Origin of the sequence: Prevotella sp. HJM029, from assembly GCF_000599605.1 — a bacterium.
GTDB lineage: Bacteria > Bacteroidota > Bacteroidia > Bacteroidales > Bacteroidaceae > Prevotella.
Window position 1 is genome coordinate 21474 of the sequence record NZ_KK082662.1, and the last position, 26993, is coordinate 48466.

A 26993-nucleotide genomic window follows, 5' to 3' on the forward strand; every position below is an offset into this window, starting at 1 on the left:
TACAACAACTATACCGTTGATTACAGCAATTCGTTGAGGTTTTCAATCGTTGTGAGGCGTTCGTGATCGAAGGTTTCGGACAGTTCCATCTTCCAAGCCACACTGAAAGGCACGTGCACGGCGTGGGCACCGATGGCCAAAGCGGGTGCAATGTCCGATTTAAACGAGTTGCCAATCATCAGGAGTTGCGAGGGTTTGATGCCGCGTTCCACGCAGAGATGGCGGTATTCGGCTTCGGTTTTGTCGGCCACCACGCAGCAGTCGTCGAAGTAGTTGGCCAGTCCCGAGCGCTTGAATTTGTTGAGCTGATCTTGCAATTCGCCTTTGGTGAAGACTATCATTTCGAAGTTGTCGCGGTCGGCTCGTGCGTTGAGGGCTATGAGTGTGTCTTCAACACCGGGCAGGGGTGTGGTGGGAAAGGTGAGCAGTGAGCGTCCCATTTGCATCACTTCCTCGATGATGCGCGCACTCACTCGTCCGTTGGACACAGCGATGGCCGTTTCGATGAGCGACAAAGTGAAGGCTTTTGTGCCATAACCAAGGGTGGGCATGTTGCGTTTCTCGGTTTCAAATAGCGCCGTCGACAGCGTGTGGGCGTCGCCATATTCGGCCAGAAGTTGGCAGAAACTCTGCTCCACGCGGTCGAAATGTGATTGGCAATCCCACAGGGTGTCGTCGGCATCGAAGGCCATGAGTTTGATGTGTTGCAACGTCATGGCGGGATTAGTCAACGAGGATTTCGTCTAAATAGGCTGTGATTTTCTCGCGGTCGAGATGCTGACCAATAAACACGAGCTTTTGCATGCGGTCGCCATAGGTCTCGTTCCAATCTTTTCGCAATCCTTCGTTGGCGGCCAAAAGCGGTTTGAGTTCTTTCTCGGGCATGGTGGCATACCATTGTCCGGCGTTGCGCAAGCCCATTTGTTTGCCTGCTTGTTCGAAGACGTAGCAGGTTTGTGGCTCGTCCTTAAACCAGCAGATGCCTTTGCATCGAATGACCTCGTGGGGCCAATGCTCAGCAATGAAGCGGTCGAAGTTGACCAAGTCGAAAGGCTTGCGGCGATAATAAACAAAGGTGCCGATGCCATATTCCTCCACCTCGCCGCCGTCGTGATGGTGGTGATGATGATGGTGCTCGTGTTCGTGATGATGGTGTTCGTGCTCGTCGTCGTCGTGTTCATGGTCATCTTCGGGCTCATGTTCGTGATGATGATGGTGCTCTTCCTCTTCCTCCTCGTCGTCATGGTGGTGCTCAATGGCGTCAATCCATGCGGCCGATGTAGCCACTTCGTCGAAATTGAAGCGGTGGGTGTTGATGAGTTGGTCTAAATCCACTTCGCCATAGTTACATTCTAAGATGTCGGCCTTGGGCTGCAGGGCGCGAATGATGTGCTTGATGCGTTGCAGTTCGTGGGGTTCCACTTCGGCAGCTTTGTTGAGCAAAATCATATTGCAGAACTCAATTTGCTGGATGATGAGGTTGACAATGTCCTCTTCGTCGATGTTTTTCTGCATGAGATCGTCGCCCATGGCAAACTCATCTTTCATGCGCAGGGCGTCCACCACAGTCACAATGTTGTCTAAGCGGGCGATACCGTCTTTGATGTATTTCGGTCCCATGGTGGGAATTGAACAGATGGTTTGTGCGATGGGTGCTGGTTCGCAAACGCCGCTGGCCTCAATGACGATATAATCGAAGCGCTTCATGCGCATGATGTCGCAGAGTTGTTCCACTAAGTCCATTTTCAGCGTGCAGCAAATGCAACCATTTTGCAAGGCCACCAAGCTGTCGTCTTTCTGATCGACAATGCCTCCCTTCTCAATCAAGTCGGCATCAATGTTCACTTCGCCAATATCGTTTACAATCACGGCAAACTTCACACCGCGTTTGTTGGTCAGAATTCTGTTCACTAAGGTTGTTTTTCCACTTCCTAAATAGCCCGTTAATAGCAACACGGGAATTTCTTTTGTGTTCATTTTCTTTATCCTTTCTTTATAAGTTGCATGTGCAAAGGTATAAAAAACTGCCGACAAATGGTTGTTTTAGGATGCGATTATATGATGTTAAGCCAGCAGGGTGGCATCTTCGCGCTTGGCTTGCAACTTGTACCATGCGCCAACGAGTGCAAAGAGCGCCACATAGAGCAAAATTGTTTGCGACAGCGTGGTGTAGATGGCGGGCAGTTGCGCACCGGGAAGCTGTACGATGCCGCGCACACCGGCCGTCATGCCTTGCGCTATTTGCAGCATTAGGTGATAAACGATCAGTTGCAATCCGTGAATGGGGGTTGACACGAGCAACCCGATGGCGAGATAAAGCAAACCTGTGGTAGCAGGGATGACTACAAAATTGCTCAAAAGAAAATAGGGAGAGACGCGGCCAAAATAGTAGAGCACTAAAGGAAAGGTGAATAATTGTGCAGCGAGCGACACGCAGGTGAGTTCCCACGCCCAGCGCAAGGGGCGTAGTTGGGGCTTCCAGTAACTCGATAATGGGCTATAGATAATGGCAATGCCCAGCACGGCCATGAACGAAAGCTGAAATCCTGCATCAAACAAAGCGACAGGATTGGCCATGAGAATGATGCAAGCCGACAGGGCCAGGGCGTTAAACGGTTTGTCTTCGCGTTGCAACATGAAGGCGATGCAATACATGCTGAGCATGATGGCGCTGCGAACGGCCGAGATGGGCAGACCAATGAGGAAGGTAAATGCCCACAGTGCGATGATAGCAAGGGTGAGCGCGATGGTGCTCCGGCGAAAAATGCGTGTGAGCAAACTAAAGATAATACCGAGATGGAGTCCCGAGAGTGCCAGGATGTGGCTGGCTCCTGCCATGTTGAAATCGTCTTTGAGGGCGCGTGGTAGAGCGCGCTTCTCACCCAAAATTAAAGCCGTGATGAGGGCGTTCTCCATCGTGTTGGGTGCAAGGCCGTGCAAATAGCATAGCATTTTCGCTCTAATGCAGTGTAGTTTTAGCTGCAATCTCTGCCAAAAAGGTAAGGAAAGTGGTAGCTTTTGTGTGCGCAGTTGCCAATAGGGGATAAAAGTTTCGCCCACATAGCCTTGCCGTTTCAGCCACAGCGCATAGTTGAAATGCACTTGTTGCGGCGTTTCTCTGAGAGGTTCGAGCATGGCATCTGCCACGAGTCCCTGCCCAATGGTTAAGTGCATGTCGTGTTGCGGAGAGTTGAGAATGGAAGCCTTCAGCAGCAAAGGGTGTCGCAACAAATGGTTGTTGAGTCGCATGATTCGAATGTCGCAGCGACAGGTTTTTCCTTTTTGAATGGGAATATCGGTTATCACCGCTTCGAAATGGCTCTCACCTTGTGGCAATGTGGGCAGGTTTTGCGCCCTGCTCGTTCGCGCCAAAAAGCCTCCTAAAGCTATGGTTGCCCATAAAAGGCAGCCGCTTTTTGCAAGTTCGTGTCGCAGTAGGCGTGCCAATAGCATGCTCACAACCATAAACCCTATCCACGCCCAGGGAGTAACTTGGGATAGAAGCTGCGTCTCAATCGCAATGCCTATGCCCAAGGCAAGTGTGATGCGCAGCAGCGGATAGCGTTGGATGCTTCCGTTGACGTGAATCATTAGTGATAACCTGGATTTTGTTGCAGGGGTGTAGGACTCAGCTTGATGGCATTCTTCGGAATGGGAAACAGGCAGGTGAAGCCTGTACTCTCGCCCGCAATGGGCAAACGGAAGTCATAGGCTTGTTGGAATTTTCCAAAGCGGACGAGGTCGTTGCGGCGCCATCCCTCCCACATCAATTCCAAAAGTCGTTCTTGCAGCAGGTTGTCTAAGGTGGCTTGACGCGGTGGCATGCCCACACGTTGACGCACCAAATTCATCTCTGTATCGCCATTCTGTCCGTTTCTCACCAAGGCTTCGGCCTGTATCAGCAGCACATCGGCATAGCGAAACAGCACGATGTCGTTGTCGATGAGTCTGCCGTCGCTATAGGCCGTGCGGTCGACTTCATATTTTGCCATGCGTGCGCCGGCTGTTTTCTCGTATGGACTTCCCGTGAGTGAGATGCGGGCAGCCAAAGGTTCGTAAACCAAAGGTTGGCCGTTGCTGAGGCGAACGACCTGACCATCCACGCGCACGGTGCCGCTATAGAAGTTCATGGCAAAGCGTTTGTCCTCGTTCGGGGTGCCATAACCATAAGCATTGACTGTAGCGACTGTGGCACAGGTGCCGTTTTCGGAGGCCATGCCCAATGCGTCGCCGTGGCGATAGTGGCGGCTGCGGAAGAAATATTGATATTCATTGGCGTAGAGATGCTTGTCCATCGGGATGGTGAAGATGTTCTCATTTGAGGTTTCATTGTGCACCGCAAAGTTTTGTTTGTAGTCAGCCGAGAGCGTATAGCCTGCCGCTGTAATCTTTTGACAATAGGCAATGCAAGCCTCAAAAGCATTCATTTGCACGCCGTCGACCGTGAAAAGATGTGTGCCCGGCCCCATGTACACCTCATTGTTGAGCAGGATTTTGCAGAGCAAGAAATAGGCTACGGGCTGCGTGAAACGTCCATAATTGCGGCCTTGCAAGTTGCTATGGGCGGGCGAAAGATAGGGTACAGCGGCTTGTAGCTCGTGAATCAGCGTTTCGGCCACTTCCTTTCGCGGTGTTTGTAGGGCGTTGTTGGCCTCGGTTCCGTCGGTCATGCTGAGCGGAATGTTGCCCCACATGTCCATGATGTAGAAATAGAACAAGGCCCTCAGTCCGCGCGCCTCGGCCATATATTCGTCATATTGCGCAGGTGTGAGCAAGTCTTTGTTGCGGGTGATGGTAGCTAAAGCATGATTAGACAGCCCCACGGCCTTATAAAGATATTTCCAAGTGTTGTACAATGCTTCGTCGACTGGCGTCCAGGTGTGCAGATAAAGTCGCTGCCAAAAGCCACCATCATACCAGTCGCCACCACGAATGGGAATCATAGCCTCGTCTGTGGTGAAGGTGTTGAAGTCGTAAACGCCGCGATAAGTGCCTTGCAAGCCTTGGCTTTCTTGGTTGCTTCCAATCTGCAAATACAGATTACCGATGGTGTTTAGATAGAGATCGGTGGCGTTGGTATAGGCTTCGGTCTCTGCTATTTGGTCGTGTGGTGTTTCATTTAAGCATGCGGTCAGGCATAAAAGCAAGCCCAGTATGCTGTGACGGAACAGCGTAAGGATGATTTTTCTCATAGTTTTTAAAATTGAATACTGATGCCTAATGAATAGGAGCGATAGGGCGGATAGGAACGTTTGTCGTCAATGCCTAAGGTTCCGTCTACGACATAGTTATTAATCATGGGCGTTAAGCCATGGTAAGCGGTGAGTGTGGCCAAATTGTTGATAGCACATGCCACGCGCAAGGCACTAATCACTTTAGAACGTATTGGAATGTTCCAGCCCATGGTGATGTAATCAAGATTGAGATAGTCGCCGCGTTCCAACCAATAATCGGTTGCAATTTGGTCGTGAATGTTTTGTGCCGGAGCCTTGGCCATGACGTTATAATCAGGGAAACTGGTCATATTCATATAGGTGAGTGCCGTTCCGTTATAAATTTTATGGCCGAAAGCACCGTTGATTTGTAGGGAGACATCGAGGTTCTTAAAACGCAGACTGATGTTCGAACCCATGGTGCATTTGGGCATGGCCTGACCAGCAATGTAACGGTCGCCGCCATCTTCAAGATTAATGGTGCCGTTGTGGTTGAGGTCTTCGATGTCATAACGATAGCTTCCGTCGGCATTTTGCACTAAACCTTTGCAATGGGGCAGATAGAAAACGCCTAAGGGTTGTCCCACGATTTGGTAGACAATGTTGTTGTCGCCGCCATGAAAACCAGCACCATTGAGTTTTCCAATGGGCGTGATGTCGGCGGCCGAGAGCATTCGTCCTTTGTAATTGCCCGATAAAGCCAGCAGGCGATTGTGCTGAAAGGCGATGTTCATGTTGATGTTAAGTTCTAAGTCTTTTTTCTGAATGGGTGTGATACCAAGCCCTAACTCAAAGCCACTATTTCGGATTTTGCCCAAGTTGGCCAAGAATTTATCGAAGGTAAAGGGCGGTACGGGCACGTCATAAAGGTAGAGCATGTTGCGCGTGGTACTGTAATAGAATTCGGCTTTCACGATGAGTCGATTCATCCAAAAGCCCATGTCCATGCCCATGTTGAAGGTGCTGCGCGTTTCCCATTTCAAATCGGGATTGGTGTTGCGGTAGAGGCCCAACACCGTTTTGGGCAAACCTTGATAGCTGATGATACCTGTTGGACGCACCAGGTTGAGCGAATAATAGGACTCGATGCTCGCCTGATTGCCACTTGTGCCATAGCCCATGCGCATTTTCCAAAGGCTGAGGGTGGGGAAGAGCGTGGCGAAGAAAGGTTCTTTGTCGACATTCCACGTGGTTGAGACCGATGGAAACAGTCCCCATTTGTTGTGCTGGCCAAAGAGGCTACTGCCATCGGCGCGTAGATTGGCTTCCAATGTGTAGCGTTGCAACAGGCTATAAACCGCACTTCCCAACACAGAAACTTGTGTGGGGTCGTTGAAGTCGGAACCTGTTCCGCCGTAAGGACGCAGCGAACCAGCGGCCAAATTATAATAACCAAAGTTGTTGTTGGTAAACCCTTTCACCATCGTCCAAAAGCGTTCGTGACGCTCTTTCAGATATTCGGCCATGGCGGTCAGCTTTAAATCGTGGGCTTGCCATTGGCGGCGGTAGGTCAGAGTGGCATTTCCCACCCATTCCTCTGATTTGTGTTCCAACCGATTGGCTTGTCCTTGTGCCCAGATGAAAGTGGGGTGAAATATGGCATCTTCCATCGAGCTGAAACTATAGCTGCCGAAAGCTTTAGCTTGTAGCGTGGGCGTGAGGTTGAAGTCGAGTCCCATGTGGGTGTTGAAGTTGAGTGCTTTGTTGTCGTATTGTTCCAGCAGCACGGCCAACGGCGAGGTGAGTTGGCTGGCTGTTGCGTTGCGATCCCATCCGCCTTGCGCATTTTGGTGGTCGGGGAAGGTGGGGTTTTGCGCCGCCGCACTATAAAAAAGTTTCTGCGGGTCTAAGATGAAATGATTCTTTTGCGATGAGCCAAACACACCAAATTCGATGTTCAACAGATTGTTGAAAGCTTTTTGAAAAAGGTCGAATTTGGCCGTGAAATTTTTCGTAGCATTCACCTTCACCACCATTTTGTGTTCCATCACGCCGATGGAAGCACGATAGTTGCTTTGCTCGTTGCCGCCACTAAGCGCCACATGATGATTTTGTACGAAGCCCGTTCGCAACAGCGCTTTCTGGAAGTTGGTGTCATAGCCCCCGTTGACCACCGGCAGATGGAGGGCGTTGGCCGTCGCCACATAATCGCCAGCCGAAAGCATCGGGATGGTTTTGTGGCTCGTTTCAAATCCGATAGTGCCGTCGTAGCTCAGATGGAATGGGCTGTTGGTTCCTTTCTTTGTGGTTACTTCGATGACCCCCGAAGCCCCACGCGAACCATATTTCGATGTCTCTGTGGCATTTTTCAAGATGGCAAAACGCTCAATGTCGGCCGGATAGATGGTGGCGAGCGTAGCCAAATCACTGTACATGCCGTCGATGATGACCAGCGGATTGTTGCCTCCTGTGAGCGAAGTGGTGCCGCGCACACGCACACTGTTGAGCTGTGCCATGCGGTCTTCGCCGGTTGCAATGTTCACGCCCGCTGCCTGTCCGCTCAGTGCATTGAGCGAATTGGTGACCAAGCCTTTGTTCATTTGCTTTTGTGTCACAATGTCAATGGCGGCCCATTGCGTAGTGGGTGTGAGTCGTTTGACGGCTATGCTGTCGATGGTCTTCGTAACGTTGGGCTTCTTCTTGCGCACCATTTTGCGTTGTGCCAGCATCGTTGTTGCTGGGAAAAAGCAAACTATTAAAAGGACTTTCCAATGTTGCATATCATGTAATCGTGGATGTTGCGTGGCACAAAGATATAAAAAAGAGGGGCTTTTTGGCTCCTCTTGGCTTGTTTTTTATGGAAGATGGGCCTTTAAGACCTCATTTTGGCTCAAAAGACGGCCTGCATTCCGTTATTTTGGGTTGGGCGTTGCTGCGTGAAGCGGCTTTGCTCACTATCTCATGAACGATGATGAAACTCCCCCGGTATCTCGCTTGTTTTTATCAAAAATAGCTGAGAACCCCCTGGTGTTTCGTTTGTTTTTATTAAAAATAGCTGAGAACCCCCTGGTGTTTCGTTTGTTTTTATTAAAAATAGCTGAAACTCCCCTGTGGTTTCACTTGTTTTTATTGAAAACGAATGAGTACGCCCTACGGTTTCGCCTATTTATGCTTTTGGTAGTATTCTAAACCTAATTGCACATTCTTTTTCAAGGCTTTCGACGAGAATGTGGCGCCCGTAACGCCGTCGACATCGGCCTTTGCAGCTTTGGCAACGCGCATGCCAGCGAATTTCTCGAGCAGGGCTTTCGCCTTGTTAAAGTATTTTGGCGTTTCTTGATTGGGCAATGTCTCAATCTTTAGAATCTTGTTTTTTTCGATATAAATTTTCACGGGTGTGGCACCTTTGAAGCCTTTCACCGCTTGACTCAACGAGGTGGTGTTGACGATGGTCACGCCGTTTTCTCTACTCATCACCTCTTCGGCGGGCATGGCGCTCATCATGACAGCCACCATGGCCAGCGTTGTGCAGGCCGTGAACAGGCCTTTCGCGAATGTTTTTTTCTGCATCATTTCCTCAATACAATTTGAATGTTGGGCGCAAAGATAGCGTTTTAGCCCATAAGCGTGGCGCATGCGCGGCGGGAATTATTGTTATTTAACCTTGTTTTGCCGCCGCATATTCGATAGAAACCTATAATTTTGCACCACAAGAGCGCTGGCAATAAATCGGTTGGGTGCTCGTTTTAAAAGTGTAGAAACGAAAAAGAAGAAACAATGATTGAATACATCAAAGGAGAATTGACCGAGCTCACTCCCGCTTTGGCTGTGGTTGAGGCGGCCGGCGTGGGCTATGCACTCAACATTTCGCTCACCACTTACACGGCTTTGCAAGGCAAGCACCAGGTAAAGCTCTATGTGCACGAGGTGCTTTCGGCAGGCGGTCGCGACGACAGCTTCACGCTTTATGGCTTTGTGGCCAAGCAAGAACGTGCACTCTATCGGCTGCTCATCACTGTTTCGGGAGTGGGTGCCAACACGGCGCGCATGATGCTCTCGTCGATGAGCCCTGCAGAACTCTGCAATGCCATAGCCAATGGTGATGAACGCCTGATTAAATCGGTGAAAGGCATAGGCTTGAAGACGGCGCAACGCATCATTGTCGACTTGAAAGATAAAATCATGGCCAGCGGCATTGCCGACGAATTGCATGTGGCGAGTGGCAGTTCGGCCACTTCGGTCAATAGTGAAGTGCGCGACGAGGCCGTCTCTGCGCTCACCATGTTGGGTTTCTCGCCTGCACCAACGGCCAAAGTTGTGGTGGCCATTTTAGAAAAACAACCCGACATGCCTGTTGAACAGGTGGTGAAGGCGGCGTTGAAACAATTAAAATAGTGCACAATAAACGGATTTGAAACAACAAAGGACATTTCTGCTTTTGGGGCTGCTAATGCTGGTTGTCATTAGCGATGCTTTCGGCATTTCCTTTCCGTTGCAAATCCATGATGTACAAAAGCAGGCTGTCCAGCGTCGCGATACGCTTGTTGTTCCTCAAAAGGTGAAGCCGCGTTGGCGCATTCAACGCACGCAACCTATCGACTGGAGCGATTTGGATAGCAGCAGTTTGGATTTGCAGACGCCCATTGATCTGCGTCCACAAGTGACGTTTAACGACACGCTTCAGCGCTACATCTTCGGGCAAAAATTAGGCGGAACCTATTTAGGGGCACCCCTGATGATGACGCAAGACGAATATCTGCGGTGGCGCGATCATCAGCAATGGAATGCCTTCTTTCGGAAAAAGAATGCTGAGATCTTTGTGCGCAAGGGGAAAGATAAGTTTGATTTCAGCGACATGCACTTTGATTTAGGACCGGCCGAGAAGATTTTTGGTCCAGGCGGTGTGCGGATTCGCACGCAGGGAACAGCCGACTTGCGCATGGGGTTCACGCATCAGAACTTGGAAAATCCAGCACTTACGCTCAATCGCCGTCGCACAACCACGATGAATTTCGATGAGAAAATCAACCTCAACGTGAATGGAAAGGTGGGCGACAAGGTGAACATGAACCTGAATTATAACACCGATGCGACGTTTGATTTCGATGCACAAAACCTGAAACTCAAATACGAAGGCAAAGACGATGAAATCATTAAGCTGGTTGAGGCGGGCAATGTGTCGTTTCCCAGCAACTCCTCGCTCGTCAGTGGCGCCATGTCTTTGTTTGGTCTGCGCACCGATTTGCAGTTCGGGAAATTAAAGATGCAACTCGTGGCCTCGCAGAAAAAGAGTTCCACCAAAAGCGTTTCAACGCGGGGACGTGTGCAATTAACGCCCTTCGATATTGACGTTTCTGATTACGAAGAGAACCGCCATTTCTTCCTTTCTCATTATTTCCGAAGCCATTATGCTGAAGGCATGTCGAAGTTGCCTAATCTGATGACTGGCGTACAAATCAATCGTGTGGAGATTTGGGTGACCAATAACACGGGAACTACGACCAACACGCGCAACATTGTTGCCTTAACCGATTTGGGAGAGCCGGTGACTTTGTTACGCCCTTCGCTTTGGTCGGTGTCGGGCATGTCTGTTCCGGCCAATCAAGCCAACACCGAATATGCAGTCATGAGCACTACTCATGGTGCGGCGCGCAACGTCAATCAAACTTCTTCGGTGCTCGATGGTACAGGTTTGGTGGGCGGTGTTGATTATGAAAAGTTGGAGAATGCGCGGTTGCTCAGTAGTGCTGAATACAGCGTTAATCAGGCTTTGGGCTACGTGAGCCTCAATGTGGGTATCAATACCGATCAGGTTGTGGCCGTAGCCTATTCCTATACCTATGGCGGTGTGACCTATCAAGTGGGCGAGTTTGCCGGCGACAGAACCAATGTCAACGAGGCGTTGTTTGTGAAAGCGTTGAAGAACACGGATAATAATCCCTCGCAAGGTAACTGGAACTTGATGATGAAAAACGTCTATCGTTTGGGCGATCGGGTGGAACGCGAGCGTTTCCGTTTGGATGTGAAGTACCAAAGCAACACCGATGGCGTAGATTTAAACTATATTCCCGAACCACAAGTGCGCACAAAACCATTGGTAAAGCTCTTAGGAGCCGACCGATTAGACAACAACAACCAGCCCAATAGCAATGGCTATTTCGACTATGTTGAAGGCTATACTGTGAGCAATGGACGAGTTTATTTCCCCTCACCCGAACCTTTTGGAGCCGATCTTTTAGCTGCACTTACATCACGTAGTGTGAGTGTTGCTGTGGCACAAGGTTATGCTTTTACCGAGCTTTATCATCGCACAAAGACTGCGGCCAAGCAGATGGCAGAGAAGAATAAATATCATTTGGTGGGGCAATTCCGCGGCTCTTCAGACAATGTTATTGCTTTAGGCGCTTATAACATTCCGCAAGGTTCGGTGCTGGTTACGGCGGGAGGCGTACAATTGACAGAAGGTGTAGATTATAGTGTAGACTATAATGCAGGCGAAGTGACCATCCTAAACCAAAGTATTTTGAATGCTGGAACGCCGGTGAATGTGTCGCTTGAAAGCAACAATAATTATGGCATGCAGCGCAAAACCATGTTTGGTTTGAATTGGGAATATGACTTTTCGCATGACCTTCAGATCAGCGGAACCTTTCAACATCTCTCCGAGCAGCCCTTGATGAATAAAGTTGTAATGGGAGAAGAACCGCTGAACAACACACTTTGGGGCTTAAATCTGAATTGGAAGAAAGAGAGTCAGTGGCTTACCGACATGCTCAATAAATTGCCTTTCTTACATGTCACGCAGCCCTCTTATCTGCGATTTACGGGTGAGTTTGCGCAGCTTCTTGCGGGCAGCAACCACGATACGCAAGACAATGCATCCTATCTTGATGATTTTGAAAGTGCAGCCAGCAAGATAGATGTCTCCACACCCACCTCATGGATGTTGTCGAGTGTGCCGACAATGTTTCCAGAGAGCATAGACAAAACCACATTGAGCAGCGGATTTAACCGCTCGCAAATGGCATGGTACACCATCGACCCGCTATTTACGCGGCGTAGCAGCTCGCTCACACCGGCACATATTCGCGGTGACCTCGAGCAGCTCTCCAATCATTATGTGCGCGAAATAGCCACGCGCGAACTCTATCCCAAACGCGATGTGAGCAATTACAACGGCACACTCTCAACACTGAACGTGCTCAACGTGGCCTATTATCCAGAGGAGCGCGGTCCTTATAACTTCAATCCCGGGCTGAATGCCGATGGTACGCTGCCCAATCCGCAGCAACATTGGGGAGGCATGATGCGGAAACTTGATACCAATGATTTCGAACGTGCCAACATAGCCTATTTGGAGTTTTGGCTCTTAGACCCTTTCATTTATTCGCGCACGCAAAGTAATGCCAATACCTATGGCGGCGATTTGTATTTCAATTTGGGCGAAGTTTCTGAAGATGTGCTCCACGATGGACGGAAATTCTATGAGAGTGGCTTGCCCGTTGATGGTTCGCAGCAGTTTACCACCTCGCAATGGGGCAAGATTCCCACGTCTACAACCATCAACTATGCCTTTGCTACATCGCCCGGTGCGCGTGTGCTGCAGGATGTAGGGCTCAATGGTCTGAACGATGATGAGGAGCGTCGTTTCCCTTCTTACCAAAACTTTTTAACGACAGCGCAAAGCATTGTACGTGCCGATGTGTGGAATGCCATTCAGCACGACCCCGCTAATGATAACTATCATTATTTCCGCGGCGAGGATTATGACCAGATGCGTGCCGATATTTTGCGCCGGTATAAGTATATCAACAATCCACAAGGCAATTCGCCCGACAACGAATCGGCTAACACGCGCTACGATAACGCTTATAAGGCCACACCCGATGTGGAGGATATCAACCAAGACTACACGCTGAATGAATACGAACGCTATTATCAATACCATGTCTCGTTGCGCCCCAACGATATGGTGGTGGGCAGCAATCATATTGTGGATAAGCGCGAGGCTAATGTGCGGTTGCGCAATGGGCAGACCGAGACGGTGACTTGGTATCAGTTTCGTATTCCGCTAAGCGATTATGAGCGTCGCGTGGGAGGTATCTCCGATTTCACCAGCATTCGTTTCATGCGCTTGTTCCTCACGTGCTTTCAGCATCCCATTGTCTTGCGTTTTGGCAGCTTAGACCTTGTGCGGGGTGATTGGCGAGTCTATGAACACAACCTTGATGCCAGTGCAGGAACGGGGACATTGGCGGTGAGCACTGTGAGTGTTGAGGAGAATGCCGAGAAAACGCCCGTGAATTATGTTATTCCGCCGGGCATCAATCGCGAGCAGGATCCTACGCAAGCGCAACTGATTGAAAGCAATGAAGCCGCGTTGAATATGGTTGTTGACCATTTGAGCCATGGCGAATCGAAGGCCGTTTACAAAAACACCACGCTCGATTTGCGTCGTTACAAGCGCTTGGAGATGTTTGTGCATGCCAACGTCTTTGCACAAAATGCCACCGCGCTGACTGATAACGAGCTGGCTGTTTTCATACGGTTGGGTTCCGACTATCGTAACAACTATTATGAATATCAAATACCCTTACGTCTGACGCCTGCGGGGCGTTACCATTTAAATGTGCCCGCTGATCGGCAAGCGGTGTGGCCGATAGAAAACATGCTCGACATCCCCTTGTCGGTATTCACCGATTTGAAGCGCCAACGCAACATCGCCAAGGCGCAGGGCTTAGCTTCATTCACCAGCGCCTATTCGGATTATGATGCTGAGCATCCCGCCAATTTAATGACCATCATGGGCAATCCGTCGTTGGGCGAGGTGCGAACGATCATGATCGGTGTGCGCAATCTGTCGACAGGTAGCAAGAGCGGCGAGGTGTGGGTGAACGAGTTGCGCGTGAAAGACTATAATCAAAAAGGTGGCTGGGCGGCCAATGGCAATCTGAACATGCAGCTTTCCGACCTCGGCTCCGTCAATCTGCAAGGACGCTATGTGAGTGATGGCTTCGGCGGATTGGAGAGTACGGTGAGCGAACGCACAGAGAATGCCGTTTCGGCCTATAGTCTCACCACCAGTTTGGAGTTGGGAAAGTTCTTCCCTCGCAAAGCCCGTGTCACCATTCCGCTTTATTATTCACGTACGAATGAATCGAGCAAGCCGCGCTATAATCCTCTTGACACCGATGTGTTGTTGCGCGATGCTTTGCAAACGGGCACACCCCAGGAACGCCAAATGCTTGAAGCCATTGCGGTGACGAAGCAGGTGCAGACCCATTTCTCGGTGGCCAATGCGCGGGTAGGCATTCAGAGTTCACGCGCACCGATGCCCTATGATCCTGCCAATTTCTCGTTCTCTTATAGTCATGCCCATCGCCATACGCGCGGAGAAACCACCGTTTATGAGAACGAGGACAGCTGGCGAGGGGCCATGAGCTATGCCTGGTCGCCCGTCTATCAGCCGTGGGAGCCTTTTAAGCACTTGCGCAATGCTTCGCGTTGGCTGGATATTGTGCGCCGCTTTGGCTTGAATTGGTTGCCCCAAAATCTTGCATTCAACACCGAACTCACGCGCAATTATTATGAGTATCAAGAGCGAAATATCGATGCGCCCACAGCGTCGCCATTGCCTGTGACCTTTAATGAGCAGTTCTTGTGGAATCGTGACTTTGCGCTTCGATGGGATTTGACACGCAACTTGCATTTGAATTTCCAAAGTGCCACACGCGCGCAGATTGAAGAGCCCTACACACCCATTAATAAGTCGCTCTACGCCGATCGCTACAAGGCGTGGAAAGATTCGGTGTGGACGAGCATCAGGCATCTCGGAACGCCCTTGGATTATCAGCAAGCCTTCACACTCTCTTATCAAGTGCCACTCCAGCTCATCCCCATCTTCGATTGGACCAGCCTGCAGGGGCAATATCATGCCACTTATTCGTGGGTGCGCGGCACGGAGACTACGACGCATCAGAGTTTGGGCAACATCATCACCAACAACCGCAGCCTGACGTTCAACGGTTTGTTTAATCTCGAACGGCTCTACAACCACATTCCGTTTTTGCGTAAAGCCAATGAACGTTTCAACCAGCTGCGCGAGGACAATCGGCGTTCGTCGCAGCTAAAGACTGTGCAAAACGCATCCCGTCCTGCTGGCAGCGACGGCCGACAGCAACGAGAGTTTACGCAAGAAATAGTGCTCAAGCCCGACACCATGCTCGTCGTCACGCATCATTTGCGTAGCAAGCGTTTACGCATTGTGGCGCGCACCGAAGATGGACGCCTCTATCCGTTGAAGTATAAGTTGCTCGATGAAAATCGACTCCGAGTGACAAACAAGGTGGATTCGGTGCAGAAACTCATGCTGATTGTGCACGAAACTGCGCCATTTGAGCCCACGAAATGGTATCAATCGGCGCAGGCTTTGGCGCGCGTGCTGATGATGGTGCGTAGCGTCAGTATCAGCTATCGGCAACAATGCGCAATGACCTTGCCCGGCTTCATGCCCACCATCGGCGATGCCTTTGGTCAACGGCACGACAATGGATTATTGGCGCCGGGCTTAGGTTTTGCCTTGGGACTGACCGACAACGGCTACATCGATAAAGCGTTAGATAGGCAATGGCTGCTCCTCAACCCAGCGATTGCCACGCCCGCTACCACACAACGCACCGAAGACCTGCAAGTGCGCGCTGTGATAGAGCCTTTCCGCGATATGAAAATCGATCTCAATGCCGCCCGAAACACCACACGCGCGCAGCGCATTCAATACATGTATGCCGACAAGCCCACTCTCGAGAGCGGCACGTTTTCCATGACAACCCTCTCGCTGCGCGGCGCTTTCGAAGGCATAGGCAATGCCCGCAGCGGTTATCAGAGCGCATCCTTTGCAAGATTCTGCAATTTGTTGGATGCCTATCGCAGCCGCATCGAAGAACACTATCAAGGTCTGCACTATCCGGCCGGTTCGCCCATGGCTGGCCTGCTTTTCAACCCGGCCAACGGAACCGTCAATCGCTACAGCGCCGATGTCATGGTGCCGGCATTCCTCTCGGCCTACACCCACATGGGCAACGCGCATCTGAACCTCTTTCCCACCTTGGCACATCTCTTGCCCAACTGGACTCTGCGCTATGCAGGTTTGGCACGACTGCCGTGGTTCAACGAGCGATTTAAACGCTTCGACATCAATCATGCTTATCGCAGCATCTACTCTGTTGGCTCCTACTCCTCGTTCAGCAACTATTGGGCGGCAGAGCGTGGCATGGGCTTCATGGCCGATGTCGAAACGGGAAACCTCATTCCGAGTAGCCGCTTCAACGTAGCGATGGTGAGTCTCAACGAATCCTTTTCGCCACTCATCGGCATCGACATGATGTTTGAAAGTGGGCTGACGGCCAAGCTCGAATATCGCACCATGCGCAGCATTAACCTTAGCCTCACGAGCATTCAGCTCAACGAGGCGCAGAGCAAAGACTGGGTGGTGGGCGTTGGCTATCGCATCAACGATTTCAACCTGCTGGGCATGGGCAAGCGACGCCCGGCAAAAAGCCGTCGCACTGCGAGAGCGAAAGCCGCTTCATCGGCTCCGTCGAATGAACCATCACGCGAGGTCAACCGCGACCTCACCCTCAACCTCGACATGAGCTATCGACGACAAGCCTCGCTGTTGCGCGACATTGCCACACAAATCACCAACGCCAGCAGCGGAACCACGGCCTTGCGATTCAATTTCATGGCCAGCTACACCCTCTCGCGCATGCTCACCATGACGTTTTTCTATGATTTTCAAAACAACACACCCTTGCTCAGTGGCAGCAGCTATCCCATGTCGACCCACGACTTTGGGCTGAGCATCAAATTCTCGCTCACTCGTTAACACCTTTCTCGCATGCAACAAAACCAAATTACGATTACCCACGCACAGCCCTCGCAGGCAGCCGTCATTGCACAGCTCATCATGCAAGCCATGACCGACGAATGCTGTCTGTCGTTCGTTGGCTCGGGTCAGATGCTCGACGATTTTCGCCAGCTCATGCACACATTGGTCGCCCTTCCCAACACACAATATTCCTTTCGCAACACCTGGGTGGCCCTGCATCGGCAAACGGTCGTGGGGTGTTGCGTGGCCTACGAGGGCAGTAGGCTCCACGCCCTACGCCAAGCCTTCATCGATGGTGCTCGGCGAGCTTTTGGGCGCGACCATTCCTGCATGCCCGACGAGACACAGGCAGGCGAATTCTATGTGGATAGCTTGGCCGTGCTGCCCGCCTATCAAGGTCGCGGCATCGCCACGCAACTGCTGCAAGCTGTGCAACAGCAAGCGTGCGCGTTGCAATTGCCCGTGGGCTTGTTGGTCGACACGAGCAACCCTGCGGCCGAGCGGCTCTATCGTCGCCTCGGTTTCCACCACGTTGGCGAAGCAGCCTGGGGCGGTCATGTCATGAAACACATGCAATGGCGCGGCTGAAAAGCATCACACCATGGAAAACATAGCGTTGCCTCATGATGCCGCATGATGGACAATGCGCGCGTGCATGATTTACATATATAATAAGGTGGCGGAGGATGTAGATTTTTCGTTAACCTATTCTATAATGCCTCGATGGTAGGTGGAAACGCCTCATTTGCGGGTAGAGACGTGCTCTTTGCAGATGGAAACGCCGCTGCGCGGACGTTCGGGCGGGCACACAGGCGCCGCCCCTACCATTTCTCATGTTGCTCCATGTCCAAAGGTTGCCGGCGAGGTGCTCGCCGATGGACTAAAATGAGAAATGGTTACCGGCGATGATCTCGCCAGCAACTTTAATCAAAAAAAAGTATTCGGCGATGGTCTCGCCGACAACTTCAATCAGAAAAAAGTATTCGGCGAAGGGTTCGCCAGCAACTTTAATCAAGAAAAAGTATTCGGCGAGGGTCTCGCCAGCAACTTTAATCAAGAAAAAGTATTCGGCGAGGGGCTCGCCAACAACTTCAATCAGAAAAAAGTATTCGGCGAGGGTCTCGCCAGCAACTTTAATCAAGAAAAAGTATTCGGCGAGGGTCTCGCCGAATACTTTTGATATAGAAGAATGGAGCAACAATACCTTGCCCATATGGCGAGGATGCAATAAATCGTATGAAATGAATAAATTTTTTATCTAAAATTTGGTTTTATATGCAAAAAGGTATATTTTTACAGCGTTGTTTGTAATGGGTCATAAAAAACAGCTTTTGCTGATAACCTTTTGCAAGAACAATCTATTAGCGTCGCTATTGGCGCAAACCATTTAAATTAAACCGATATGGAAAATATCAACAAAAATCTTCCCCGTTACGTGCGGGTGAATGCTGGGATTGCAACGCATACCAGCGCGATGCACACCGAGTTGCACCAACGTCTTTATGATTTGGTTTCAGAACCCGACAAATTGAAACTACACCTCACTGATGGGCTGTTGAAAGGTTGGCGTGTGCTGATTGACCAAGAGTTGGATTTAAACCGTGCGCAAAGGGCTTCAGAACTAACGGCGCAAATGCGGAAATGGGATGACAAGCGAAATGGACTTCTCACCCAGTTGTTTACAGACATTCGCAACAATGCCCATTCGCCCATTACAACCTTGCGCGAACCAGGCGAGAAGTTGTTGACCTTGGTGCGCTCCTACAAAGGCATTCAAACAGAGATGGTTGAGGCCAAGAGTGCGCATGTGGATGGGCTGCTGATGGATTTAGCCAAGTTTCCCACAGAGACAACTACTTTGAAACTCACAATGATTATCGACGAGTTGAAAACAAGCAATGGAAAGTTTGGCGAGCTCAGTAAACAGCGGGTGGTGAACAGGAGCAAACGAAAAATTTCGGCTATGAAGCAGTTGCGCCCCATGACAGACGAAGCATTTTATGAGATTCGTGGTCACATTGAGGCTGCCTATATTCTCGCTACCGACGATGCCGACCGCAGCCTGATTATGGAGCTTGTAGATGCCATCAATCGCCTGTTGGCAAGCTATGCCACTACGCGCAAATCGAGCAAGGCACAGCAGAACATTGCTAAGCAAATGGAATTGGAAAGCAACCACAAACTCATTGATCCCTTGTTACCCAAATTGGCTGCATCGGTGGGTCTCAGTACAGATGGCCTTACGTTTACAGGGCGAACAAAGTTGCACAATAAGGAAACGCGTTATGAAATGCAAGTGAACAGCACGGGCAAAAAGCAGTGGGCACGGCTTGTGGGCGGTGAACTGATTTTTGTGAAAACGCGCACAAGCGGAAGAGGTAACGGCAAGGCCAAGATAAAGCCTAAGGATAAAAAACAACCCCATGATGGCAACCTGCCTTCGGAAGGCAAGCAGCTCAACGAGGAAAAAAGGCCTGCCAGTGACAAGAGCAATGACGGTAATAGCGATGCGTCAAACCATGAAGGAAAGCCCAATGATGGAAAAGGGCATGGCTCGGCATCGGTGACACCAAAGATATAAAGTTTTTTTTGCAGATTTGGCTTTTTAGTAATGGGGCAGGAATGCGCGATGCATTTCTGCCCCACAATTGTTTTTGGGAGAGTTGATGAAGCGTGTTTTTGGCAGGTATGCTTGGGCGTGGCACTAAGCCAAGCTCTCGAGGAGCATTTCCATGAGGCGGGGAATGGCGTAGTGGTCGATGTCGGCTTCGTCAATCCAAATGAAGTCTGCGGGGAGGGTGGGGCGCTCATGGCATTCAAGCCGATAGAAGTTGGCGTGGATAACGCGATGTGTGAGCACGTGTTTCACATTCGATTTTAGCAGCGTGGCTTGTTGGCGAAGTGAGGTGGAGAGGTGGTCGGCCTCGGGAACTGTCCACAGCCCTTGCCAGATGTCGCCGGCAGCGCGCTTGTGGAGTGCTATCTGCCCCTGACAATGCACATAAAAGCAATCCATTTGGCGCTGTTTCACTTTGAGCGTGCGTAATTTCACGGGCAACTGGTCGACGCGGTCTTCGCGAAAGGCCGCGCAGGTCTCTTGCAGTGGGCAGGCGGAGCAGGAGGGTGCTTTGGGTGTGCACACCGTGGCTCCGAAATCCATGATGGCTTGGTTATAGGCCGAAGCCTGGTGGGGCGGCAGATAGTGCTGTGCCATCGTGGCAAACAATTGCTTGCCTTGAGGGGTGTTGATGGGCTGGCTGAGGCCAAAATAGCGGGCGAAAACACGATAGAAGTTGCCGTCGACGGCAGCATGAGGTTGATGGAAGGCCATGCTGGCGATGGCAGCCGCCGTATAGTCGCCCACGCCTTTCAGCCTGCGCAGGTCGGCATAGTTATTGGGGAATGTGCCTTGTTGGACGATTTGTTGGGCGGCATGATGCAAGTTCCGCGCACGCGAATAATAGCCTAAGCCCTGCCACGCGCGCAGCACTTCGTCTTCGGTAGCGTGGGCGAGGTCATTCACTGTAGGCCAACGCTGCATGAAGCGCTGCCAATAGGCTGTTCCTTGTGCGATGCGTGTTTGCTGCAAGATGATTTCGCTCAGCCAGATGGCGTAGGGGTCTTGGGTGTGTCGCCAAGGCAAATCGCGGGCATTCTGTGCAAACCATGTTAATAAAGTGGGGGTGAAAATGTTGTTACTCTGCTCCATACCGCTGCAAAGTTAACGATTTCTGAAATAAAACCTTTAACTTTGTAGAGCTTTATCAAGTCATTTTGTTTCATCATTCAAGCAGCATAAGCGTGGAAAAAGAAAATAAGGAATTGAACTATGCGTGGGATTTTGTAGAGCACACGGGCACGAGTGTCTTTCTCACGGGCAAGGCCGGCACGGGCAAAACCACCTTCTTGCGGCAGTTTGTAGCCGAGACACAGAAGCGTTTTGTCATAGTGGCGCCAACGGGCGTAGCGGCTGTCAACGCGCGCGGAGTGACCATCCATTCGTTCTTTCAGTTGCCGTTCTCGCCTTATGTGCCCCACATGACCTACAAGGAGAAATTTGCTTTTTCACAAATCAAACGCAACATCCTCAAGACGCTCGACCTGCTTATCATTGATGAAATCAGTATGGTGCGCAGCGATTTGTTAGATGCTATTGATGCCGTGCTGCGAAGGTTTCGAAATCCGTTGCAACCTTTTGGTGGCGTGCAGTTGCTGATGATAGGCGACTTGCAGCAGCTTACGCCCGTGGTGACCGACGAAGACGCCATGCTGCTGAATCGACATTACGCCACGCCCTACTTCTTCGATAGTCACGCTTTGGCAAAGGTTTCTTATGTGACAATTGAGTTGAAGAAGGTTTATCGGCAGCAAAATAAAACCTTCCTGCGAATTTTGAATCATGTGCGTAATGGCGAGACTACAGCTGATGATCTTGCGGCATTGAACGCACGCTATCAGCCCGACTTTGTTCCGCCGAAGGACGCGGGCTATATTCGGTTGACGACGCACAATGCTATGGCCGATCATTATAATGAGCAACAGTTGGCGGCCATAGAAGAACCCGCATTTTGCTTTGCAGCCGAGATAAGGGGCACGTTCCCGGAGTATAGTTATCCCACGAGCGAGCAATTGGTATTGAAGAAAGGTGCGCAAGTGATGTTTGTGCGCAACGATGCTTCGCCGGCTCATCAATATTATAATGGGCGCATTGGTCAGGTGAAGGCGATTGATGATGATTGCATCTTGGTGCATTGTGAGGGCGACGAATTCGATATTTCGGTGGAACGGCAAGTGTGGGAGAACACGCGGTATGTGATTAATGAGAGAACCAAAGAGATTGAACCCGAGGTGCAAGGTGCTTTTACGCAATATCCGCTGCGCTTGGCTTGGGCGATTACCATTCATAAGAGTCAGGGGCTCACTTTCGAACATGCCATTATTGATGCGGGCGCTTCGTTTGCTTCGGGACAGGTTTATGTGGCGCTCAGTCGCTGCAAGACGCTCGAAGGATTAGTGTTGGCTTCGCCCTTGCACGCCAATGCCATCATGAATGACCATCGGGTGGATGCCTATATCGAACAGCAAGAGCATGCGGCCGAAGAAAGCATTGTGAAGTTGCCTTACCTGAAGCAAGATTATTATCGGCAGCAGTTGTTGGAACTATTTAATTTCCGCGATCTCATGCAGGCCGAGGAAGCGCTCAATCGGGCGGCTATCGAATGGTTGCATGCCTATCCCAAACTGCAAATGCTGCATAAAGCCACATTGCAAAGCATGCAAACGCAGGTGGCTGATGTGGCTGCGAAGTGGCTGAAATTTATCGCCCAACAGTCTTTCGATGCCTTGCAAGATGAGGCGTTTGTAGAGCGCATGCAGAAAAGTGTCGGCTACTTCATCGCGCAGCTCAATACTTATTTGCGCCCGCTTTTGGCACAGACGAAAGAGGCAAAAGTGGGAAATAAACAGGGGGTGGAGCGTTTGCAGACGACTTATGCCGAACTGCGTGTGGCTTACCTAAGCAAATATTATTTGTTGACGGCTATTCTCAAAGCCGGATTTCAGGCGGAGAGCTATTTGAAGTTGCGTCAAAAGTGTTTCTTGGAGGCGCTTGACGAGGTGGAGTCTTCTCCTGAACCAACCAAGAGGCGGCGGCAGCGCACAACTGAAAAGCCGAAGAGGGAGAAGCCCGCAAAAGTGAATACGCGCGAAATCACGCGACAGTTGTTTGAGGAAGGAAAGACCATTGGCGATATTGCCGTGGAGCGCAGCCTTACGGTTTCGACCATTGAGGGCCATTTGGCCCATTATGTGGCGCAGGGGGAGTTGTCGGCAGTTGCGATCATCGGGCAGGAACGTTACGATTGTGTCAATCCTGTTGTTGAACGCTTGGGCACATCGACGGAGCGCAAGGTGCTCAAAGAGCATTGTCCCGAGCACATCACCTATGGTGATATTCTCATTGTGCTGGCCGAAAAAGAGTTTCGCGCAAAGAAATGAATTGAACAGATATGAAAAGATTATTAATAGGTTTTACCGGATTTCTCTTGTTGATGTGCTCAGCCGTTTCGTGCCGCTTTGCAAAAGAGGAACAGTTGGGCGATACGGTTGCAGCACAAGTGTTTGAACCAGTTGTTGCCGCGAAAAAGAAAGTCGTTTTGCGCGATTCTGCAGCCACCATTGCGCATGACAGTGTTGATATTTTCTATGTGGGCGATGGCAGCACAAAGCATCTTTTGCAATTAGTGTCCTATCCGTCTCGGCGCGACACGTTGCTGTTGGGAAAAGCTGTGCATCTGCGTGTGCGTGGCAATGCCGACTTTGGGCATGTCATTCGCGTGGGCTTCTTCCATCTGCCTACGGGTGATTCTATCGTGAAAACCATTGATGAAATTCCCCAGAACCTTAATTAGGAGCGCAAAGGATGGTGCATACGCGATTTTGGAAGTTCTTGGCGTTGCGTGCATGCATCACACCTTGATTGATGATGGCAAAACAGAGCCAATGTCCATTGGCCGCCTTGCAATAACCAGCCAAACTGCTAATGCCCGTTAGTGTGCCTGTTTTTGCCCTTACATTGTTACGTGCAAAGGTGCTGCGCATGCGTTTCTTCAGTGTGCCGTCGACACCAGCGATGGGCAAGGCTTGATAAAGGTGGTGGAAAATATTGTCGTTTTGGTAGGCGTAGCGCAATAGTTTCACTTCGGCTTCGGCCGACAGATAGTTATAGAGCGAGAGTCCTGAGCCATCGGCCAATCTATAGTTCGCCGGGTTGAGTCCCACCTTGCGCAAGAGCACTCTTTCAGCTTCGCGTGCATGTTTGGCTGTGGCGGGGCGACTTCCTGTAGCTGCCGCTAATTGATAGTACATGGATTCGGCGTAGAGATTGTTGCTATCTTTGAGCATGCGCATGAGAATTTGGTCCATCGTGTGAAAACGATTCACAATGCAGTAGGCATCGTTTGGTTTTGTTTTCTCGTCAATAGGTGCATCGACAAAAATATTGGCAGCCATGAGTGCATTGAGAAAACGACTCATGAACGTGTCTTTACCACTAATTAATAGGGGTGAGAGCACTGGATTTTTATCGTCCCAGCACCAGCCCTCGCCAAAGTCTTTCGCTTCTTTCATGCTTTTGTCTGCGTAGAGGTGCCCCTCAATGGTGTCGATGCCCATTTTCTGAATGGCCTCAACAAAAGCATGCAAATCGTCGGTGTTGAATCGTGGGTCGAACCCTCCCACACAATAAATGTCGCCCGTTAACTTTCGATTCTCAATCTTCCCCGTGTAGCACAACTCTGTTTTAAACTGGTAGTCACCTCCCAAATGGTCGATGGCTGTAATGGCTGTAAGCAGTTTCATGGTGCTGGCAGGGCGCATGAGTTGGCGCTCATTGTAAGCAAAGAGTGTGCTGTCGGCAGTGAGGTCGTAAACCATCAGTCCCACCTGCGAGGTTTGTAACATGTCACTTCGCATGAGCTGTTGTAACTGATGTTGTACACTTTCGGGCCAAGGACGCACGATAGAGTCGGGGACAAGCATGTTGAGCAGTGCCGAATCGGCGTGCTGAATGATGTCGTCTTCTTCAATCGAATCGTTGTCTACCTGAGCGAAGGTAGGGATGTGGGCGAAAAGAAAGAGTAGAAGGAGATAGGCTATGCGTTTCATTGTCGCTTCTTTAATTCTTGAATAAATCCTTCCATATCATCGGGCTGCACACTTTGCAGATGGTGGGTGCCATAGTGTAGCAACAGATAACGACTAAGACCGAAGGCTGTGCGCATAGGTGTTATTCTCACGATGTCCGAAACGCGGATGATGCGGGTGCGTGAAAGGCGCCCATGGCTTATGATAAGTTCTTCTACACCTGAGCTGTTTTGTGCAAAGACATAAGTTGTATGGAGCACACGTTCAGTGGCGAGCACAGCAATGAGTGTTGCTATGAGGCCATAGAAAGGCTGCTGTATCCAAAAATAATAAACTGCCAGCAATACAAATAGTGCCAATGCAGCTTTGGCTACTGGGGTAATATGATGATGGAATATACGTTTCACTTGAACGTTTTTTATTTACAATGGCTGCAAAATTACGGAAATTTCATTAGGCAAGCCCAATGTGCAGTACTATTTTTAATAATTTAGCAAACTGAAATAGGTGCTGTTGCTTGGGCTAACCATGCTTGTTCATCATCGTTGAGAGTAGGAGAGAGGGCTTTGTAAACTTGTTGATGATAATCATTGAGCCATTGCAGCTCCTCGTTGGTGAGTAATTGTTTGCAAATGGGCCGCGTGTCGATAGGGCATAATGTGAGGGGCTTGAGACAAAGGAATGTGCCGAAAGACGTTTGGTTGTGTTGTTCTATGAGCATCGTGTTCTCAATGCGCACGCCAAAAGCATTTTCTACATAGATACCTGGCTCGTTAGTGATGGTCATACCTGCTTCTAAAGGTGTCGCATTATATTCCATTCGCACTTGTTGTGGACCTTCGTGTACAGAGAGATAGGCTCCTACGCCGTGCCCTGTGCCGTGAAGGAAATTGTAACCTGCACGCCAAAGTGGCTCGCGTGCTAAAGCATCAATTTGTGTACCGCAGGCGTATTGAGGGAATACAGCAAGTGAAAGTTGAATATGAGCCTTCAATACGAGGGTGTAAATACGTGCTTTTTCGTCGGAGATAGGACCAAGAGCGATGGTGCGCGTGATGTCGGTTGTCCCATCTTGATATTGTGCACCGCTGTCAATCAGCACGAATCCATGGGGCATTATGTGCGCGTTGCTTGTGGCTGTAGGCGTGTAATGCACGATGGCCCCATGCGCTTCGTAGGCTACAATCGAGTCAAATGAGATATCTTTAAACAATGGTTGTGCTGCACGTAGCTCGTGAAGCTTTTGGCTGAGTGAAAGTTCTGTGAGTGTTTCTCGGGCAACATTTTCGTCAACCCATTTCAAAAACTTCACCATCGCCACACCATCTTTGCGCATCGCTTCGTGAAAGCCGGCTATTTCGGCCGCATTTTTAACAGCCTTCATCCGTGGAATAGGGGATGGACGAAAAACAATTTTCGCCACATTTAACTTTGCACAGGCAACAAGATAACTATTGGTTTCGTGTGGATCGAGTAGCAGGTTATAGGTGAAATAATCTTTCTTGAGGTAGCTTGCAATAGCATCATAAGGTTTCACATCGATATGTTCGCTCTCAAGGTAGGCACGTACTTCAGGACTTAGTTTCGAATCGGCCACAAAGAGTGTGGTCTTTTCATTTTCGAGTAGCAAGTAAGCTACAAAAACAGGGGTACAGTGCACATCTGTCCCGCGGAGATTCAACGTCCAAGCAATGTCGTCTAAGGCCGAGATGAGCATGCCGTCGCAATGCAACTCTGCTAACTTCTCTCGTATTCGTTGTAGTTTTGAAGCCGTAGTCTCACCAGCATATTGTAGAGGTTGGCACACGATGGGAGCATTAGGCAGTGTAGGACGGTCTTTCCAAATGCGCTGCAATGGGTCGAAATTCACGCGCAGGGTCATGCCGCCAGCCGCACGTAAATCGGCTATGAGCTGCTCGGTGTCAGCATAACTCCACACCGTTCCGTCAATACCAATTTCACTTCCTGGCAGACATTGTGTGGCTATCCATGCCGTCATCGTAGGCGTTTCGGGCTGACGTAGGCGCATAAGCTGAATGCCTGTGCCTGCTAATTGCTTTTCCGCAGCAATGAAATAACGCGAATCTGTCCAAAGTGCTGCAGCATTTTGCGTCACTACAATGGTGCCTGCAGAGCCCGTGAACCCAGAGATCCATTGCCGCCCTTTCCAAAAATCGGCCACATATTCACTTTGGTGCGCATCGGTGCTGGGAAAGATAAATGCACCGAGATGTTCTTGTTGCATCACTTCGCGCAATGCCTGTAATCGTTCTGTTATTGTCATAATCTTTTTCTATTTTGCTAATTCT

17 protein-coding genes are annotated in these 26993 nt (G+C 50.2%); 7 read left to right on the forward strand and 10 right to left on the reverse strand.

Annotated elements, in window-relative coordinates:
- Positions 1 to 20: 20 nt before the first annotated feature.
- The 6 genes from X919_RS0107790 to X919_RS0107825 form a co-directional block, all read right to left on the reverse strand.
- On the reverse strand, positions 21 to 716 hold the full coding sequence (locus tag X919_RS0107790; RefSeq protein WP_028899631.1) for an HAD family hydrolase: 696 nt from the start codon (positions 714 to 716) through the stop codon (positions 21 to 23).
- A 7-nt stretch (positions 717 to 723) separates the two neighbouring features.
- Positions 724 to 1977, reverse strand: coding sequence for a CobW family GTP-binding protein (locus X919_RS0107795; protein ID WP_028899632.1), 1254 nt, complete (start codon positions 1975 to 1977; stop codon positions 724 to 726).
- An 87-nt stretch (positions 1978 to 2064) separates the two neighbouring features.
- A complete protein-coding gene (locus X919_RS0107800) occupies positions 2065 to 3591 on the reverse strand; it encodes a ComEC/Rec2 family competence protein (RefSeq protein WP_051502466.1) in 1527 nt (508 codons plus the stop codon).
- Positions 3591 to 5192, reverse strand: a complete 1602-nt coding sequence (locus X919_RS0107805) for a RagB/SusD family nutrient uptake outer membrane protein (RefSeq protein WP_028899634.1) — start codon at positions 5190 to 5192, stop codon at positions 3591 to 3593. The genes X919_RS0107800 and X919_RS0107805 overlap by 1 nt, the downstream gene beginning before the upstream one ends.
- 5 nt (positions 5193 to 5197) lie before the next feature.
- Positions 5198 to 7933 (reverse strand): SusC/RagA family TonB-linked outer membrane protein, encoded by a 2736-nt coding sequence (locus X919_RS0107810; RefSeq protein ID WP_028899635.1) that lies wholly within the window; start codon positions 7931 to 7933, stop codon positions 5198 to 5200.
- 382 nt (positions 7934 to 8315) lie between these two features.
- Complete coding sequence (locus tag X919_RS0107825; protein ID WP_028899637.1) at positions 8316 to 8723, reverse strand: FMN-binding protein; 408 nt, start codon at positions 8721 to 8723, stop codon at positions 8316 to 8318.
- A 207-nt stretch (positions 8724 to 8930) separates the two neighbouring features.
- On the opposite strand from X919_RS0107825, the gene ruvA reads away from it, so the two are divergent.
- From ruvA to X919_RS0107855, 5 genes are all read left to right on the forward strand, one after another.
- Positions 8931 to 9548, forward strand: coding sequence for a Holliday junction branch migration protein RuvA (gene ruvA, locus X919_RS0107830; RefSeq protein WP_028899638.1), 618 nt, complete (start codon positions 8931 to 8933; stop codon positions 9546 to 9548).
- 55 nt (positions 9549 to 9603) lie between these two features.
- Positions 9604 to 17037 (forward strand): T9SS outer membrane translocon Sov/SprA, encoded by a 7434-nt coding sequence (gene sprA, locus X919_RS0107835; protein WP_051502467.1) that lies wholly within the window; start codon positions 9604 to 9606, stop codon positions 17035 to 17037.
- Between the two features lie 12 nt (positions 17038 to 17049).
- A complete protein-coding gene (locus tag X919_RS0107840; RefSeq protein ID WP_028899640.1) occupies positions 17050 to 17628 on the forward strand; it encodes a GNAT family N-acetyltransferase in 579 nt (192 codons plus the stop codon).
- A 304-nt stretch (positions 17629 to 17932) separates the two neighbouring features.
- The gene (locus X919_RS16115; protein WP_253270116.1) at positions 17933 to 18220 is read left to right on the forward strand and encodes a hypothetical protein; all 288 of its coding nucleotides are present in this window, start codon (positions 17933 to 17935) and stop codon (positions 18218 to 18220) included.
- 222 nt (positions 18221 to 18442) lie between these two features.
- Positions 18443 to 19621, forward strand: coding sequence for a DUF6261 family protein (locus tag X919_RS0107855; protein WP_028899642.1), 1179 nt, complete (start codon positions 18443 to 18445; stop codon positions 19619 to 19621).
- A 123-nt stretch (positions 19622 to 19744) separates the two neighbouring features.
- Here X919_RS0107855 and mutY read toward each other — a convergent pair whose 3' ends face one another.
- Positions 19745 to 20749: an A/G-specific adenine glycosylase gene (mutY, locus tag X919_RS0107860; RefSeq protein ID WP_028899643.1), complete on the reverse strand. Its 1005-nt coding sequence runs from the start codon at positions 20747 to 20749 to the stop codon at positions 19745 to 19747.
- 92 nt (positions 20750 to 20841) lie between these two features.
- Between mutY and X919_RS0107865 the strand changes: the two genes are divergently transcribed.
- On the forward strand, positions 20842 to 23037 hold the full coding sequence (locus X919_RS0107865; RefSeq protein WP_028899644.1) for a helix-turn-helix domain-containing protein: 2196 nt from the start codon (positions 20842 to 20844) through the stop codon (positions 23035 to 23037).
- Between the two features lie 11 nt (positions 23038 to 23048).
- Positions 23049 to 23450 carry a hypothetical protein gene (locus X919_RS0107870; RefSeq protein ID WP_028899645.1) on the forward strand — a complete coding sequence of 134 codons (402 nt, stop codon included), beginning with the start codon at positions 23049 to 23051 and terminating at the stop codon, positions 23448 to 23450.
- On the opposite strand, the gene dacB is transcribed toward X919_RS0107870, so the two are convergent.
- The 3 genes from dacB to X919_RS0107885 all read right to left on the reverse strand — a co-directional run bounded on the left by dacB (position 23443) and on the right by X919_RS0107885 (position 26968).
- Entirely contained in the window at positions 23443 to 24705 is a 1263-nt protein-coding gene (dacB, locus tag X919_RS0107875; protein ID WP_028899646.1) for a D-alanyl-D-alanine carboxypeptidase/D-alanyl-D-alanine endopeptidase, read from the reverse strand. The genes X919_RS0107870 and dacB overlap by 8 nt on opposite strands.
- Complete coding sequence (locus tag X919_RS0107880) at positions 24702 to 25091, reverse strand: PH domain-containing protein (RefSeq protein ID WP_028899647.1); 390 nt, start codon at positions 25089 to 25091, stop codon at positions 24702 to 24704. The genes dacB and X919_RS0107880 overlap by 4 nt, the downstream gene beginning before the upstream one ends.
- 83 nt (positions 25092 to 25174) lie before the next feature.
- Positions 25175 to 26968: an aminopeptidase P family protein gene (locus X919_RS0107885; RefSeq protein ID WP_172642722.1), complete on the reverse strand. Its 1794-nt coding sequence runs from the start codon at positions 26966 to 26968 to the stop codon at positions 25175 to 25177.
- Positions 26969 to 26993 lie beyond the last annotated feature (25 nt).